Consider the following 14171-nt stretch of genomic DNA (forward strand, 5'->3'; position numbering starts at 1 on the left):
CGACGGCGGTTAGTCATACAGCGAGGCGGAGCGGGGCCTCAGAGCGGCGCCGGGCCGTGAGCGCCGAACCGGGTGATCGTAGCGGCCCGTAGGCTTTCGGGGATGGCGACGGTCGCGTGCCCCGAGCGCTTTCTGTACGACGCGATGCGCGCCGGGCTGGTGCTCGGCTGGCTGTCGGTCACCGCGGTGCTGGCCGCGCTGGCGCTCGGGGTGCACGTCGAGCGCCTGGAGGCGGTGCTGGGGCTGACCACGGCCGCCGCCGCCGCCCACAGCGCGATCGCCGCCGTGCCGTGGCGGCGCTGGCTGCCCGCCCGCCGCGGCCGCGTGCTGCTGGACCTGTGGTCGGTCGGGCTGCTCGGCTACGTCACGCTGCTAGTGATCGCGGCCGGCGCGCACACCGGCCTTGACCTGCTGCTGTTCCTCGTCGTGCCGTTCCTCGCGCTCGCCCACGACGGGCGCCGCCGCGCGCTGTTTCTGGCCGGCGCCGCGCTGGCCTACCTGGCCGCGATGGCGCTCGCGCCCGACCCGTTGGCGCTCGGCGCCGTCGCGCTGCGCGGCGTGCTGCTGTGCGCCGTCGCGGTGCTGGCGCTGATCCTCGACCGCGCGGTCCGCCACGAGGCCGCCGCCCGGGCCCAGGCCGCAGCCCGCGCCGAGCTCGAGCACGCCCTGCTCGCCGAATCCCACCACCGCGTCAAGAACAGCCTGCAGACCGTCGCCGACCTGCTGCTGCTCAGCCGCCCCGGCAACGGCGACGGCGACGGCTTCGATCGCACCGCCGAGCGCATCCGCGCGATCGCCGCCGTCCACCACCTGCTCGCCGACCGCCGCGGACGCGCCGTCACCGCCGCCGAGCTGCTGCACGGCGTCGCGCGCGCCGCCGCCCCCGACACCCCCTGCCAGGTACAGGCCGACGATGTCCTGCTCGCGCCCGCCCAGGCCCAGCAGCTCGGGATCGTCGCCAACGAGCTGATCGCCAACGCCGCCCGCCACGGCCATCCGCCGATCTCCGTGCGCCTCACGCTCGGCGACCACGCCCGCCTCGACGTCCACGACGCCGGCGGCGCCACCGCCAGCCAGCCAGACGGCCTCGGGCTGCGGCTCGTGCGCCAGGTCACCGAGCACGGACTCCACGGCAGCTTCACCCTCGCTCCCGATCCCGACGGCGGCAACCGCGCGCACGTGCGCTTCCCGCTGGTCGACCATGCGCGTCCTGATCGCTGAGGACAACCCGGTCATCGCCATGGGCCTCGCCGCCCGGCTGCGCGCCCTCGGGCACCAGCCGCTCGGCCCCGCCCCCGACGGCCAGCAGGCGGTCGCGCTCGCGCGCGCCGAGCGCCCCGACCTCTACCTGTTCGACATCGACATGCCCCGTCTGGACGGTCTCGCCGCCGCCGCGCTGCTCGCCGGCGAGGGGCTGCGGCGCCCGATCGTCGCCATCACCGGCGTCGATGACCCCACGCTCGTCGACCGCTCGATCGCCACCGGCGTCAGCGCCTACCTCACCAAGCCGATCGACGACCGCGAGCTCGACGCCGCGATCCGCCTCGCCTCACAGCGCCAGCACGAGCTCGAGGCGCTCGAGGCCGAGGCCGCCCAGGCCCGCGAGGCGCTCGCCGACCGCAAGCTCGTCGAACACGCCAAGGGCGTCCTGATCGACGCGCTCGGACTCTCCGAACCCGAGGCGTTCCGCCGCATCCAGCGCACCGCCCGCCAGCGCAACCTGCGCCTCGCCGACGTCGCCCGCCAGATCATCGACCAGCGCGAGCTGCTCACCCCGCCGACGCGCGAGGACGCCCGCTAACGCTAACGAGCGCTCGGGCGGGCGTCCACGCCCGCAGCCACCACGCCCGCAGGCCGCGGGGAGCCCGCGCCACGTCCCGGCCAGCCGGCCGGCGCGTCCCCGGGCCCATCTTGCGCCTGGTCCACGCCGCGCCCGGACACATGCCGGGGTCCTCGATCGCCCAGACGCGCTCGCCGTCGAGACCGCGCGCCCAGCGCCCCGCGGCCAGCATCCCGTCGACCTTGGCATTCACCGCCCGCGTCGCAACAGCCTGGCCCGTTGCCGCGGAGACGGCCGCCAGCGTGTGCGTGCTCTTGTGAGTGTCCGCGCCGATCACGATCATGCAACCCCCGTCCCTTCCTCGATGACATCCGTCGAAGCGGACCTCCGGCGGACGCACCTCAGTGGGGGCGATGCCACGCTCCTTATCAAGTCACGCCGGCGATCCTCGGCGGTGACGAGCGACACAACGCATGAAGGTCAGACCCATTTGGCCGACAGCGACCGTAAGGGCCAGCTTGCCACCGGCCGAGGAGCCTTCAGCACCGGTCAGACGACACCGTCCGTGATGTCGAGGTTCCCATTGAGAGCGACGGTATCCCGTCGCGGTGCGTGCCGGGATCACCGCGAGGGCTGTGATGGTCCGCCGTCGCCATCGGCGCCGACGTTCACGGCGGCCCTGGCAAGGCGAACTCGATCCTCGAGGACGCTCCGGCAAACGAGCGCCACTGCCTTGAGCGTGAGCGCATCGGGCAGCGAATAGACGGCGAAGTTGCCGTCCTGCCGACGAGTCACGACGTCGCAGCGATGCAGCTCGTTCAGGTGCTTCGAGATCAGCTGGTGCTCGATGCCAAGCGCGGCAGCAAGCTCCGTCACGCTCTGCGGGCCGTTCGCGAGCACCTCGATCAGTCGGAGCCGCACGGGATGACCCATGACGCGGAGGCGCCGGGCAGCGGCCTCGACGACGTCCGGTGGCGACGGGCCCGTGTGCCGGCCGCTCCGACCAGACCGGCGTCCGGCTGGCGGCGCCGCCCCATCGCCGTTGGCCTTCGCATCCGCGGCCGTCGCCTTCTGGGCTCGGCTGTCCGCCTCGAACGTCGACACGTTGGTCGTGTCGGCGCACCGCTCAAGGCGCTACAACCGCGAAGCGATTATCTCGGCCGTTGGTTGAGCACCCGCGGCCCGTCGCCGTCGGCGAGCGCGCGTAGCTCGGCGGCGACCTGCGCACCGACGTCGTCGAGCAGCGAGAGCGCGGACCGGTCCGCGAGCCGGTACCAGACCTGCCGGCCCTCGTGGCGGCGCTCGACGATGCGGTCGTCGTAGAGCAGCGCGAGGTGGCGCGAGACGTTCTGCTGCGTGGCGCCGAGGGCGTCGGCGAGTGCTTGCACGCACATCTCGCGTTCGAGATCGAGCTGCTCGACGATCCGGATCCGCAGCGGCTGGCCGAGCACCGCGAGCCGGTGCGCCACACGATCGACGAGCGGATCGGGGATCGGATGTTGGACCTGCATCGCCTCTGTCGGGGCCTCCCGCTGAAGCGATTTCCGCAAATTGGGAGCTTCCAAACCCCGCCCGGATCAGGCGACGGCACGTCCGAAGCTTCCCGGACGCACCCGTCTGCCGGCCCGTTTCGGGAGAAAAAGCGGGGAGAAAGCTCCGCGACAGCGCAGGCGCCCCCATAAGAAAAACCCCGCATTTGCAGGGGCTTGTTGGAGCGCGCCCGAGAGGATTCGAACCTCTGACCTTCGGTTCCGTAGGCCGCGCGCTCGCACGGCACCGCGCAGGGTGATCGGCCGCTCACCCTGCGGATCGCCGGGAGTGAGGAACGGACCGGGACCGATGAACAGTGCCTGTGGAACGAGCTCGCGTCGCAGCGCCTCGAACTTCATGACGTCGCGCGCGTATTCGCGCGCCCCGTAGCCCCAGGTGCGCGTCGAGGGGCTGGTGCCCCAGAAAACGTTCGGTTCGTTACCGAACTCGACACCGGCGAGCGGGTATCCCTGGCGGCGCGTGTACTCTAGGAACGTACGCGCGTTGTCGGGCAGCCAGTTGTAGGCCAAGTCGCGCGGACCCGGCCCGGCGTTGATGCCGACCACCACTTTGAGGCCCAAGTCCTGCGCGAAGCGGTTGGCGGCATCCCACTGGGCGCGGGTAAGTACGCGGCGGTAGTCGGGAGGTGGCTGCATCGCCGCTTGGCCGGACATGTCGTAGTAGGTCTTGTCGATATCGGTTCCGCTGATACGCAGGTAGGCGGGCTTGCCGCCGACTAGCGCCGCGGTCAGGCGACGCAGCGCTGGCCGCGTGAAGTCGAACGGCGGGAACACGCGGTTCTTGTTGGTCTGCGGGTCGGCGGCCTCGCCGCCAGTGACCGCCACGATGTCGATCGCGAACGAGAGGAACGCGGGGTCGACTTGCGCGAGCAGGCGCGAGCGCGTGGCATCGACCTGCGCGACCGCTTGCGCTTGCCTGATCGACGCCTCTGCGCCGCCACCGAAGGTCGCCGCTGCCAAGCCGACGCACGCGGCGAGCACGAGCCCCACTGCCCGCTTGCTCACACCGTGCGTCGCCCGAGCGACTCGAGCTCTGGACGACCGCATCTTTTGATTCCCCCTGCCCTGCGCGCCTTTATTCGAACGCCCGGCGCGCTACCGGCCGCACGGTAACACAACCTGTACGTGTAATTCAAGAGGTAGATGAAAAGGGAATCTGTAAGGCAGGCTCGCCCTTTCTCGGTGCCCTCGGTCAGTTCGCAGCCGCGGTCCCCCCAGCGTTGGGTGCAGCGACGAGGCCCAGTAGGCGAGCCCAGTGGGCCGGCCGAGCGAGCAGGCGCGGCGGGCAGGATCACGGAGTGGGTTCGCGAAGCGCGGCTCTGTGCAGGGTGACCCAATAACCGTTGCAGCTACCGACACCGCCTTCGGTTGGCTGGTGGTTCACGTCACCCGCCCGTTAGTGGTCTTCGCGTTTTTGGTGCTCGCCCTGCGCCTCGGCGGCAAACGCGAGCTAGCGCAGGCCAGCGTGCTCGACCTCGCGGTGCTGTTGATCGTCTCCGAGGCGCTTCAGAACTCGATCATCGGTAGCGACACCTCGCTGCAGGGAGGCCTGGTCGCGGCCGGGACGCTGTTCGCTACGAACTACGCGTTCGCCCGCCTCCTCTACCGCAGCCCGCGCGCACGTCGCCTGCTCGAGGGAACACCACGCGTGTTGGTCGAGGACGGGAAGATCCTCGTCGAGGCGTGTCGGCGCGAGGCGATCACCGAGGACGAGTTGCGTTCGATCGCGCGCGAGAGCGGCTTCGAGCGGCTCGAGGATGTCGGCCTGATGGTGCTTGAGCCGAACGGTCACATCTCGGTGATGGGCCCGCGCGCCGCCGAGCATTGGCGGCGCCAGCACCCGCGTGCGGACCGCGGCCGCCGCACGCGGAGACGACGCCCGGGGGCGAAGGAGTGAAAGCGATGCCAGAGCGTTTGTCCGACGAGGAGCGCGCCACGCTGCGCGAGCTCCTACGCGGGGCCCTCAGGGCCTCAGCAACACCTTGATGGCCTCCCGCTCAGCCATCGCCCGGTAGCCGGCCGGGGTCTCTTCGAGCGGGAGCGTGCGGTCGAAGACGCGCCCGGGATCGATGCGACCTTCGAGCACGTCGGGCAGAAGCTCGGGGATGTAGGTGCGGGTCGGTGCCGGTCCACCGGCGACCGCGACGTTGCGGTAGAAGGAAAGGTCGCCGCCCGGCAGCGCCCGGTGCTGGGGAACGCCGACGCGGCCGACCGCCCCATCGCCGACCACCGCCACGCTTTTGCCCGGCTCGACGCGCGCGGTGATCGCCGCGTGGTGACCAGTTCCCATCACATCGGAGAGCGTCAAAAGCGAGGCCAGCAGCCGCTCGTCCTGCTCCTCTCCGAACGGCAGCTTGTAGAGGGTGCCGTCAGCCAGGGGGACGCGCACCGCCTCGGCCTGCGCGCCGGTGCCGGGCAGCGTTCCGAAAAAGCCGCCGCGCCGGCACGCCGTGGTGAGCCCCTCACGGCAGATCTCGCAGCTGCCGTCGGAGATCGCGAACGGCATGATCACGAAGTCACCGGGCCGCAGCGACCTCACCTCGCTACCGATCTCCTCGACCACGCCGATCGCTTCGTGGCCCATTGGTTGACCGTCGGGAGTTTCCGGTAAGCCGCGGTACGGCCAGAGATCGCTGCCGCAACTCGGGGCGCTAGTCGTCACCAGTGCGTTCTGCGGCTGGCTGGGCTTCGGCGTAGCAGGCGGACCGGCGCTGAGCACGGCCCGGACCGAAGCACATACAACAGCTACCGCGAGCGGCTTCGCGCACGCCTACGGTCTGTGGTCACCCGGGCGCTACGACACCTGCCCCAAGCGTCTCCACGACTCGTTCGTGGTGCGCGGCCCCGACGGCAAGCTCTATCCGACCTGGCATCCGCCGCGCGCGCGACTCCCCAACGGCGAATGGTGCACGTTTGGTCACGAGCACGGTCGCGACCCCCGCGGCTCGCGACTCTACGGCTGGCGTCACGAGGACCACGTGAGCCACAAGATCGAGTGGCAGAACGACGTGCCGCTCGAACGGTCGCTTCCCGGCGGCGGTCGCCGACGCACCAGCGTGCGCTGCGACTTTCTCGTGAAGATCCACCAGGGCACGCACTCCGCCGACGCCTTCGGCAACAACCTCCACGAGCTGATCTACGCCGTTCGCTGCAGCGACGGCACAGCACTGATCGCGACGCTGCTCTCGGCGTTCGGCGCTCCCAACCAATTCGTCCGCGCCTGCGACAAGCGCACGGTGATCGCCGCCGGCCCCGCCTTCGCGCAGCCGGCTTCCGGGGGCGCCCGCCTGATTCCCGACGCGAGCTGCGTCCGCCGCTACCTACTGGTGCCCGCGGGGAGGTTCTCCGACTTCTCGCGAGCGCTCTACGAAGATTGGCTGTCGGCGAACTATCTGCGCACCCTTGGGGGCCGTCTGCTCGCTTACTTCGACCCGCACTTCGCCGTCTTCAACCCGTCGCGGTACGCCTCGAGCGACGCGCCGCCCGAGCTCGAGCGCTCGATCGCGACCTGCTGGCTTACGGAGGCCGGCGACCAGCGGGCGCGGGGCGGAGCTTGCGATGCGGCGACCCGCTACGGCGCGCGAACCACGCCGCTGCCGTTCGACAGCCCGGAGTCGCCGTTCGACGGCACCCATCGCGAGGTTTACTTCAACCAGACGTTGGTCGATAACGCCGGCGGCCCGGTGCACTGGTGGACCGACCCGTTCGGCGGCCATGCGCGCCGACAGCCCTTCCCCGGCGCGATCCGCCAGTACTTGGCGCCGCGCTCCAACCGTTCCTGGCCAACGCTCGAGTCGCAAGCGTTCGGCGCCAGGCGCCCCTACGACGCCCCTGGCGTGCACGCACCGAACTAGGGCGCTCAGGGTGCCGCTGTTCGCGGCACGGGCGGTGTCAGAAACGCCGCTCCTGCGCGCCCTCGATCTTTGAACACTTACGGAGGCGGCGGGGATCCCGCCTGCGGCGATCCTGCCATCGGGGATCCTGATCTCGGGGCCGACGCGTGGCTTTTCGCAGAGCAGTGAAACTTCTGGTCCGCGTCCTGGGGTTCGCGCTCGTGATCGTGCTGTATTTGGTGTTCGCGATATCCGTGCTTGTTGAGCTGTACGTAACGTTGTTGTTGGCGATGTTGTTTGGCGGCATCGCCTTCGTGGTTGTCCGTGAGTTGGCGCCCGTCCTCCTTTACGCCGGCGGCGCCTGGCTTGCCTGGATCCTCATCGGCCGGCTGCTCGATCGCATCGGTTTGGCGTTGGAGCGTCGCGGGTACCGGCTGTAGCGGCGCCGCGCGCCACTTGGTCGCGACCACGCGCCTTGCACGCAGCCTGCGAAGGCAGCGCCGAGCTGCGCAGCTGTGTTTGCGTCTAGCTGGCTGGCTGCACCCAGCTAGCTGCCGAAGGCGACGGCAAGCGCCAAGTACAAGACGTAGGCGGCGAGCAGCATCGCCCCCTCCCACCGCCCGATACCACCCCGCAACTTGAGCATGAGACACAGCAGCAAGGTGGCCGCCACGCACACCGGAAGGTGCAGGGCGCGCGAGCTCGCGTCGAGCGTTAGCGGCTTGATTAGAGCGATTAAGCCGGCGTTGAAGGCCGCAAAGTGGATGACGGTGCCGAGCAGGTTCGCGACCGCGAGGTCGCCGCGACCCCGACGGCTCGGCACTGTGACGCGCGCGACCTCTTCGAGCTCGACACTGGCCGCCACCACAGTGTTGCCGAGCAGCGTCGCGGAGACACCGAAGGCTTGCGCAGCGCTGCGAATGCCGCGTCCCAGCAGTGCGCCACCGACCGTCAACACGACAAGACCGCTTGTCAGCAGCACCACCCCGGGCACGCGACCGCGCCGCGGGGCGTCGACGGGGTCGTCGGGGTCGTCTCTGCGCTCGCCGCCCCGGGCGAAGCCCACGATCGCCACCGCGAACCAGGCCAGCAGCAACACGCCATCGATCCGCGAGAGTCGTCCGTCGCTGCCCAGCAACAGCAGCAGCAGCAGCAGTGTAGCCGCGACGTAGAGCAGGGTGCGCAGCGGCAGCTGGACGCGAATCGGCGCTGCCAGTGCCCCGATACCGGCCACACCGATCGCCAAAAAGGTGGTGCCGCCGAGAAAGGTGCCGGCCGCCGCCCCGGGCAGCCGCTGCAGGTTGGCGGCGATGCCGGCCGCGAGGTTCTCGGCCTCGAAGCCAGAGAGCAACGCCGTTAGCGCGAACGCCGAGATGCCGATCCGAGCGGCGGTCGCGAGCAAGCCGTCGACCAGGCGTTCGGCACCCCAAACGACCAACGCCACACCGACCAACACCGAACCGATCGCCCCAAGCGCCGACACAGCACTTGGAATTACTAGCCGGAGACGGTGCGATGAAGCGCACCCGCGGACTGGTTGCGGTCCGGAGCACTGACCACCCAGCGTTAGTGGGGCAGGCCCTGAGCAAACTAAAAAGAGATGCCCTAGCCGTTGTCCGCTCGCTTCGTCGCGCACCACCTCGGTCCACCCGAGACTTGGTTGGTGCGCGCGCTGATCATCTCGTGGCGAGTAGTAGTGGATTCTTGGCGGACAGGTTGATCACGCAGTGGGCGATGGCGGTGCAGCGGAGACCAGGGAGCAGCACGGGTTCGGTCGTGCCGTCGCTTAGGCATTGAGCCATTGTGATAACTCCGCCAGTGCGTCGGGGTTGACGTAGTAGTAGGCCCACAGGCCGCGGCGCTCGCAGCCGACGATGCCCGCCTCGCGCAGCACCTTGAGGTGATGCGAGACCGTCGGCTGGGAGAGCTCGAAGAGCGGCACCAGCTCGCAGACGCAGACCTGGCCTGCGTGCTTCCGCAGCACGTCGACCAGCTGCAGGCGGACCGGGTCGCCGAGCGCCTTGGCGACCGCGGCCATGCGCTCGGCCTCGCGGCGCTCGACGGCCGGGCAGACGACCGGCTCACGGCGGCGCTCACCTGCGGAGCGCTTCTTCTTGGGAGCGATCTCCAGATCGATCGGCATAAATTTACAAATATCGATTGAAGTGACGTGTGTCAATGCTTAGACTGCGCACCGCATGGACCAAACCGCACAGCTGATCGACGCCGAGCCGCTCTGGAGAGCGGGTGGCGCGGCGCTTGCAACCGTTGTCCGCATTGGCCTTGGGCCGGTCGTGAGGGGGGATAACTAAGGAGCGCGGGATGCAGCGGGTCGCCGTCATCACCGACATTCACGCCAACCTGCCGGCGCTCGAAGCCGCACTCGCTCAGATCGCGAAACTTGGTGTCGATGCCGTCTACTGCGGCGGCGACCTAGTGGGCTACGGCCCGCACCCCAACGAGGTCTGCCGGCTGGTCGAGGAGCGTGGCATCCCGACCATCTACGGCAACTACGACTACGCGATCGCCCGCGACCTTGCGGACTGCGGTTGCGCCTACGTCACCCAGCACGAACGGGAGCTCGGTCAGCGCTCGGTCAACTGGACGCTCGCCAACACCGATCGCCGCTCGAAGGAGTTCATGCGCGCGCTTCCCTTCGACCTGCGCTTCGAGCTCGGCGGCGTGCGCGTGCGGCTCGTGCACGGCTCGCCGCGCAAGGTCAACGAGTACCTGTTCGAGGACAAGCCGGCGCGGACGCTCGAGCGGATCGCCCGCCTGGCTGATTGCGACGTGCTCGTCTTCGGCCACACGCACAAGCCCTGGATCCGCGAGCACGGCGGCGTCCTGTTCGTCAACTGCGGCTCGGTCGGCAAGCCCAAGGACGGCGATCCGCGCGCGGCGTTCGCGCTGATCGAGACCGACGAGCGGGGTGAGGTGCGCGCGCGCATCGAGCGGGTCGTCTACGACGCCAAGGCAGTGGCGCGGGACGTCGTCGCCGCGGGGCTGCCGGTCGAGTACGCCGAAAAGCTGTTGGCGGCGGCGTAGTGGGCGGCTGACTCGACCTAGCGAGACGCAGCGCCCAAGAGGCGATCGCGACCTTCACGCGCGTCTTCGGTGGCTGCGCGGCGGGTTAGGTCGCCCCGCGGCGTAGGGGCTGGGCAGCCGAGGGACAACCGTGGCTACCGAACACTGACCTCGGATCGATAGCGGGGGCGGGATTCGAACCCGCGACCTCCGGGTTATGAGCCCGGCGAGCTACCTGGCTGCTCCACCCCGCGTCGCGGCGAGCAAGGGTAGCAACGTGACGGCAGGCGTCAACCGCTACGAGCGTTGGCGCCCGCAGCCAGCCGGCGCGCCGCGGCGAGGAGCTCGTCGGCGTTCGCGTTGTCGGCTGCGTCCTCCGCCATGTGCGCGTGCATCACGCGCCCGTCGCGGTCGATCACCAGCGCACCGCCGAGCTGCGCGGGGTGGCCGACCACGCGTCCCTGACGCACGCGACCGAACGAGCTCAACATCCGCTGGGTGCCAGCCGAGAGGCTTCTCGGCCCCAGCAACTCGCCGAACGTCGCGACCTTCGCGCCCGCGCGACGGTAGCTCTCGCGCTCGCGGTCGGCGAGCACCGGCAACTCGATGCCGAGCTTGCGCCGGAAGTGCGCCGCATGGCGAGGGGTCGCTTGACCAATCAGCCACAGGCCCACGCCGGCCTCTTCGAACTCGCCCCGGCGCTGGTCGAGCTCCAGCGCGTGCGCGCGGCAGTGCACGCAGCCGTAGTGACGCAGCCAAACCAGCACTGCTGGACGCTCCGCCCACAGCTCGCCGAGACGCACCTCCCGGCCTTCGTGATCCGGCAAGACAAGCTCGCCTAACTCGTCGCCACGGGCCGGGGGATTGGTGCGCTGCGGTTCGCGCGCGACGCCAAGCAATCTCTCGAGTGCGCTCACCACACGCATCTTAGGGCCCGCGCGCGAGCGCCGGCGGGGGTCCGTACGATCCCGCCCCATGCGCGTCGCGGTGATCGACATCGGCAGCAACTCGACGCGGCTCCTGGTGTGTGACGCGAGCGAAGGCCAGCTCCGCGAGATTGCGCGCAGCAACCGCGTGACGCGACTCGGCGAAGGAGTCGACCGCTCCGGTGAGCTCACGGCAGGTGCGCGCGAGCGCACGCTCACGGCGGTCTGCGAGTTCGCCCGACGCGCCCGCGAACTCGGCAGCGAGCGGATCGTGGCGGTCGCCACGCAGGCCGTGCGCGAAGCCCGCAACGGTCGCCTATTCGTCGCCGAGCTGGCCTCGCGTTGCGGCGTCGAGGCGCGGGTGTTGAGCGGCACCGACGAGGCTCGCCTGACCTTTATCGGCGCCGTCTGCACGCAAGGATCGCGGCCCGCCTCCGTCGCCGGCGGAGCCACCGCCGACCAAGTGACTGCCGTCGATCGAGGGGCCGCGGCCGGCCGCCAACCGGCGGTCGCCGTGATCGACGTTGGGGGAGGCAGCACCGAGATCGCCATTGGTGACGCCGTTGGCAACTTTTGGGCGGAGGTCTCCCTACCGCTCGGTGTCGTGCGCCAGACGGAGCGCCATCTGCGGCACGATCCGCCGTGCGCCGAGGAGCTCGAGGCGCTCGAACACGAAGCTTGCGCGGTCCTTGCGGAAGGCGTTGCACGCCTCGGGGCGACGGCGGAGCGCGTCGCGTGGCGCGGCGGCGACCGATCGCTGGAGGTAGCGAGAGCGATCGCCGTCGCTGGGACCGCCACCTCGCTAGCAGCGATCGATCAACGGCTCGACCCCTACGACCCGCAGCGCGTGCATGGCTACGAGCTGTCGGTCACGCGGGTGCGCGAGCTGCTTGGAGAGCTCGCTGCCCTGCCGCTGGCCGAACGGAGACGGCTGCCCGGACTACACCCAGACCGTGCGCCGACGATCGTCGCCGGTTGCGTCATCCTCCTCTGCGCACTCCGGTCGCTCGCCGTCGACGCCGTAACCGTGAGCGAGCACGACCTCTTGCACGGCGTCGCAGCCGCCACCGCACTGAAATCTTGTGCAACAAGCGTCGAATTTGGCCGAAAGACTGGCGAGCGTTGGAGGGCTGGTCTATAGTGCCCACTGCTCGGGCCAAAAAGCCCGAGTCACATATAGGTTCGGGCGTAGCCGTGCACAGCGGCGCCTCCCGCCGCCCGAACCGCGAGGCCCTTTCACGACACGTACCCCTGCCCGTCCTGATGGGGCCGACTTAGGAAACCGCCCGCAGGGTGCGGGCGGTTTCCCGTTTTGGCGAGCGGGCTTCCCGCCACCCAGCGTGCGCGTGCGACTCAAGCCAGGTTCGCTCTGCGTGGATAGACGACCGAGGGGTCGCAGAGCACGTTCACGAGGGCCGGCTTGCCGGCAGCAAATGCCCGCTCTAGCGCGGGGCGCAGCTGGTCTGGCCGCTCGACCAGCTCGCCGTGCCCGCCGAGCGCTTCGACCACCAGGTCGTAGCGTGTGCCGGGTCGCAAATCGGCTACGACCGAGTAGCCGTAGACGAACTCCATCGGGTGCTTCTCGAGCGCCCAGATTCCGTTGTTGCCACAGACCGCGACGATCGGAAGGCCGTGGCGCACAAAGGTGTCGAACTCGAGCCCCGCGAAACCGAAAGCACCGTCACCGAGCAGCAGACAAACCTGACGGTCGGGTCGCGCGAGCTTCGCCGCAAGCGCGTAGCCCGGGCCGCAGCCGAGACACCCGTAGGGACCTGGATCGAGCCAGCAACCCGGCTCGTCGACCTCGATCACGCGCCCGGCAAAGGAAACGAAGTCGCCACCGTCGCCGATCACGATCGCGCCCGGCTGGAGCAGCTGTTGCAGCTCGCCGAGCACGCGCAGCGGGTGCAGTGGCGCACGGTCGTCGCGAAGCTCCGCACGCTCAGCCTCACGCCGCTCGTTCTCTAGTCGCCGCAGCTCGGCCACCCACTGCTCGCGAGGGGGCGCCGCAGCGACAGCGTCGGCCAGCGCCGAGAGGGTCGCCGCAACACCACCGTAAAGCTCGACATCGACGGCGCGCGGATGCGGACGCTCGGGGCGCGCATCGCCGATCACGATCAACTTCGTGTCCTCGCCGAAGGCGCCGCCGAAGCCGAGCCGGAAGTCAAGCGGCGCACCCACCACCAGCGCAACATCGGCCCGTTTCAACGCATGCGCGCGGGTGCGGGAGAACCACAGGTCGTGCGACGGTGGCAGGCATCCGCGGGCGAGGCCGTTGGCAAAAGCCGGGATCCGTCCGCGCTCGCATAGGTCGCGCAGAGCGTCTTCGGCGTGCGCCCAGTAGAGGCCGGTGCCGGCCATAACGACCGGGCGCTCGGCGCCACGTAACAGCTCGCAGGCCCGCGCCAACGACTGTTCATCGGCGGGCGGCAGAGCTCGCGGGTCAGGCCTCTCGGCCGGGCGATCGGCCGGGTCTTCGCTCTCCATAAAGACGAGATCGAGTGGGAAGTCGACGAATGACGGCCCGGTCGGTGGCGTAAGCGCGGCGGCAAACGCGCGGTCCACGAGCTGCGGGATTTCGGCGGTCGTCTTCGGCGTCGCCGCGAACTTGGTGAGTGGCGCTACGAACGGCACGTGGTCGATCTCCTGCAGCGAGCCCTGACCCCAGCGGAAGGCCGGGGCGCGGCCGCCGAGCACGACCATCGGTGAACGGTTCTGGAGAGCCGAAGCGATGGCGCTCATGCCGTTCGTGACGCCGGGCCCAGCGGTTAGCGCGCAGACGCCCGGCTCTCGCGTCACCTTCGCGTGACCTTCCGCGGCGAAGGCCGCGGTCTGCTCATGCCGCACGTCGACCAGGGCGATCCCCTCACTGCGACAACCGTCGTAGATCGAGAAGAGGTGACCACCCGAGAGGGTGAAAAGGCGCTCCACCCCGTGCGCCTTCAGACGCCGTGCGACGAGGCGCCCGCCGTGCAAGCGCTCAGCGGCCTTCGCTTGCGCGTCTTGACCGACCTCGGTAGCCATCGCGCGCCAGCCTAACGCGGTCCAACCCCACGGG

At 69.9% G+C, this 14171-nt stretch carries 16 protein-coding genes and 1 tRNA gene; 7 read left to right on the top strand and 10 right to left on the bottom strand.

Features of this window, described 5'->3' with window-relative positions:
* The first annotated feature begins 102 nt into the window (after positions 1–102).
* A complete protein-coding gene (locus BLW41_RS01600; RefSeq protein ID WP_177169238.1) occupies positions 103–1221 on the top strand; it encodes a sensor histidine kinase in 1119 nt (372 codons plus the stop codon).
* Complete coding sequence (locus tag BLW41_RS01605; RefSeq protein WP_093115615.1) at positions 1202–1801, top strand: ANTAR domain-containing response regulator; 600 nt, start codon at positions 1202–1204, stop codon at positions 1799–1801. The genes BLW41_RS01600 and BLW41_RS01605 overlap by 20 nt, the downstream gene beginning before the upstream one ends.
* Here the strand turns inward: BLW41_RS01605 and BLW41_RS01610 are convergent.
* From BLW41_RS01610 to BLW41_RS01625, 4 genes are all read right to left on the bottom strand, one after another.
* Positions 1770–2123 carry a hypothetical protein gene (locus BLW41_RS01610; RefSeq protein ID WP_093115617.1) on the bottom strand — a complete coding sequence of 118 codons (354 nt, stop codon included), beginning with the start codon at positions 2121–2123 and terminating at the stop codon, positions 1770–1772. The two genes, BLW41_RS01605 and BLW41_RS01610, sit on opposite strands and share 32 nt — an antisense overlap.
* 278 nt (positions 2124–2401) lie before the next feature.
* Positions 2402–2884 (bottom strand): ArsR/SmtB family transcription factor, encoded by a 483-nt coding sequence (locus tag BLW41_RS11355; protein ID WP_093115619.1) that lies wholly within the window; start codon positions 2882–2884, stop codon positions 2402–2404.
* Between the two features lie 47 nt (positions 2885–2931).
* Complete coding sequence (locus BLW41_RS01620) at positions 2932–3291, bottom strand: ArsR/SmtB family transcription factor (protein ID WP_093115621.1); 360 nt, start codon at positions 3289–3291, stop codon at positions 2932–2934.
* A 66-nt stretch (positions 3292–3357) separates the two neighbouring features.
* Positions 3358–4335, bottom strand: a complete 978-nt coding sequence (locus tag BLW41_RS01625; RefSeq protein WP_177169240.1) for a glycosyl hydrolase family 79 N-terminal domain-containing protein — start codon at positions 4333–4335, stop codon at positions 3358–3360.
* A 316-nt stretch (positions 4336–4651) separates the two neighbouring features.
* On the opposite strand from BLW41_RS01625, the gene BLW41_RS01630 reads away from it, so the two are divergent.
* Positions 4652–5227, top strand: coding sequence for a DUF421 domain-containing protein (locus tag BLW41_RS01630; RefSeq protein ID WP_177169241.1), 576 nt, complete (start codon positions 4652–4654; stop codon positions 5225–5227).
* Positions 5228–5293: 66 nt separating this feature from the next.
* Here BLW41_RS01630 and BLW41_RS01635 read toward each other — a convergent pair whose 3' ends face one another.
* Positions 5294–6049: an alcohol dehydrogenase catalytic domain-containing protein gene (locus tag BLW41_RS01635; RefSeq protein WP_093115627.1), complete on the bottom strand. Its 756-nt coding sequence runs from the start codon at positions 6047–6049 to the stop codon at positions 5294–5296.
* Positions 6050–6164: 115 nt separating this feature from the next.
* On the opposite strand from BLW41_RS01635, the gene BLW41_RS01640 reads away from it, so the two are divergent.
* The gene (locus BLW41_RS01640; RefSeq protein ID WP_093115629.1) at positions 6165–7184 is read left to right on the top strand and encodes a hypothetical protein; all 1020 of its coding nucleotides are present in this window, start codon (positions 6165–6167) and stop codon (positions 7182–7184) included.
* 164 nt (positions 7185–7348) lie between these two features.
* A complete protein-coding gene (locus BLW41_RS01645; protein ID WP_093115631.1) occupies positions 7349–7603 on the top strand; it encodes a hypothetical protein in 255 nt (84 codons plus the stop codon).
* Positions 7604–7710: 107 nt separating this feature from the next.
* On the opposite strand, the gene BLW41_RS01650 is transcribed toward BLW41_RS01645, so the two are convergent.
* A complete protein-coding gene (locus BLW41_RS01650) occupies positions 7711–8646 on the bottom strand; it encodes a sodium:calcium antiporter (protein WP_143038526.1) in 936 nt (311 codons plus the stop codon).
* Positions 8647–8949: 303 nt separating this feature from the next.
* Entirely contained in the window at positions 8950–9306 is a 357-nt protein-coding gene (locus BLW41_RS01655; protein ID WP_093115635.1) for an ArsR/SmtB family transcription factor, read from the bottom strand.
* Positions 9307–9485: 179 nt separating this feature from the next.
* Between BLW41_RS01655 and BLW41_RS01660 the strand changes: the two genes are divergently transcribed.
* Positions 9486–10208 (top strand): metallophosphoesterase family protein, encoded by a 723-nt coding sequence (locus BLW41_RS01660; protein ID WP_093115637.1) that lies wholly within the window; start codon positions 9486–9488, stop codon positions 10206–10208.
* Positions 10209–10367: 159 nt separating this feature from the next.
* Here the strand turns inward: BLW41_RS01660 and BLW41_RS01665 are convergent.
* A tRNA-Met gene (locus tag BLW41_RS01665) sits at positions 10368–10441 on the bottom strand.
* A gap of 36 nt (positions 10442–10477) precedes the next feature.
* Entirely contained in the window at positions 10478–11104 is a 627-nt protein-coding gene (locus BLW41_RS01670; RefSeq protein ID WP_177169242.1) for a peroxiredoxin-like family protein, read from the bottom strand.
* 58 nt (positions 11105–11162) lie between these two features.
* Between BLW41_RS01670 and BLW41_RS01675 the strand changes: the two genes are divergently transcribed.
* Positions 11163–12254 (top strand): Ppx/GppA phosphatase family protein, encoded by a 1092-nt coding sequence (locus tag BLW41_RS01675; protein WP_093115641.1) that lies wholly within the window; start codon positions 11163–11165, stop codon positions 12252–12254.
* Positions 12255–12466: 212 nt separating this feature from the next.
* On the opposite strand, the gene BLW41_RS01680 is transcribed toward BLW41_RS01675, so the two are convergent.
* Complete coding sequence (locus tag BLW41_RS01680) at positions 12467–14137, bottom strand: acetolactate synthase (protein ID WP_093115643.1); 1671 nt, start codon at positions 14135–14137, stop codon at positions 12467–12469.
* Positions 14138–14171 lie beyond the last annotated feature (34 nt).

The sequence above is a fragment of the Thermoleophilum album genome (assembly GCF_900108055.1).
In the GTDB taxonomy this organism is placed as follows: domain Bacteria; phylum Actinomycetota; class Thermoleophilia; order Solirubrobacterales; family Thermoleophilaceae; genus Thermoleophilum; species Thermoleophilum album.

What these genes read in the sequence shown, in the direction of transcription:
- BLW41_RS01655 (WP_093115635.1), bottom strand. Translation starts at nt 9,306, where the DNA reads ATGCCGATCGATCTGGAGATCGCTCCCAAGAAGAAGCGCTCCGCAGGT.
- BLW41_RS01605 (WP_093115615.1), top strand. Translation starts at nt 1,202, where the DNA reads ATGCGCGTCCTGATCGCTGAGGACAACCCGGTCATCGCCATGGGCCTC.
- BLW41_RS01620 (WP_093115621.1), bottom strand. Translation starts at nt 3,291, where the DNA reads ATGCAGGTCCAACATCCGATCCCCGATCCGCTCGTCGATCGTGTGGCG.
- BLW41_RS01610 (WP_093115617.1), bottom strand. Translation starts at nt 2,123, where the DNA reads ATGATCGTGATCGGCGCGGACACTCACAAGAGCACGCACACGCTGGCG.
- BLW41_RS01680 (WP_093115643.1), bottom strand. Translation starts at nt 14,137, where the DNA reads ATGGCTACCGAGGTCGGTCAAGACGCGCAAGCGAAGGCCGCTGAGCGC.
- BLW41_RS01660 (WP_093115637.1), top strand. Translation starts at nt 9,486, where the DNA reads ATGCAGCGGGTCGCCGTCATCACCGACATTCACGCCAACCTGCCGGCG.
- BLW41_RS01675 (WP_093115641.1), top strand. Translation starts at nt 11,163, where the DNA reads ATGCGCGTCGCGGTGATCGACATCGGCAGCAACTCGACGCGGCTCCTG.
- BLW41_RS01600 (WP_177169238.1), top strand. Translation starts at nt 103, where the DNA reads ATGGCGACGGTCGCGTGCCCCGAGCGCTTTCTGTACGACGCGATGCGC.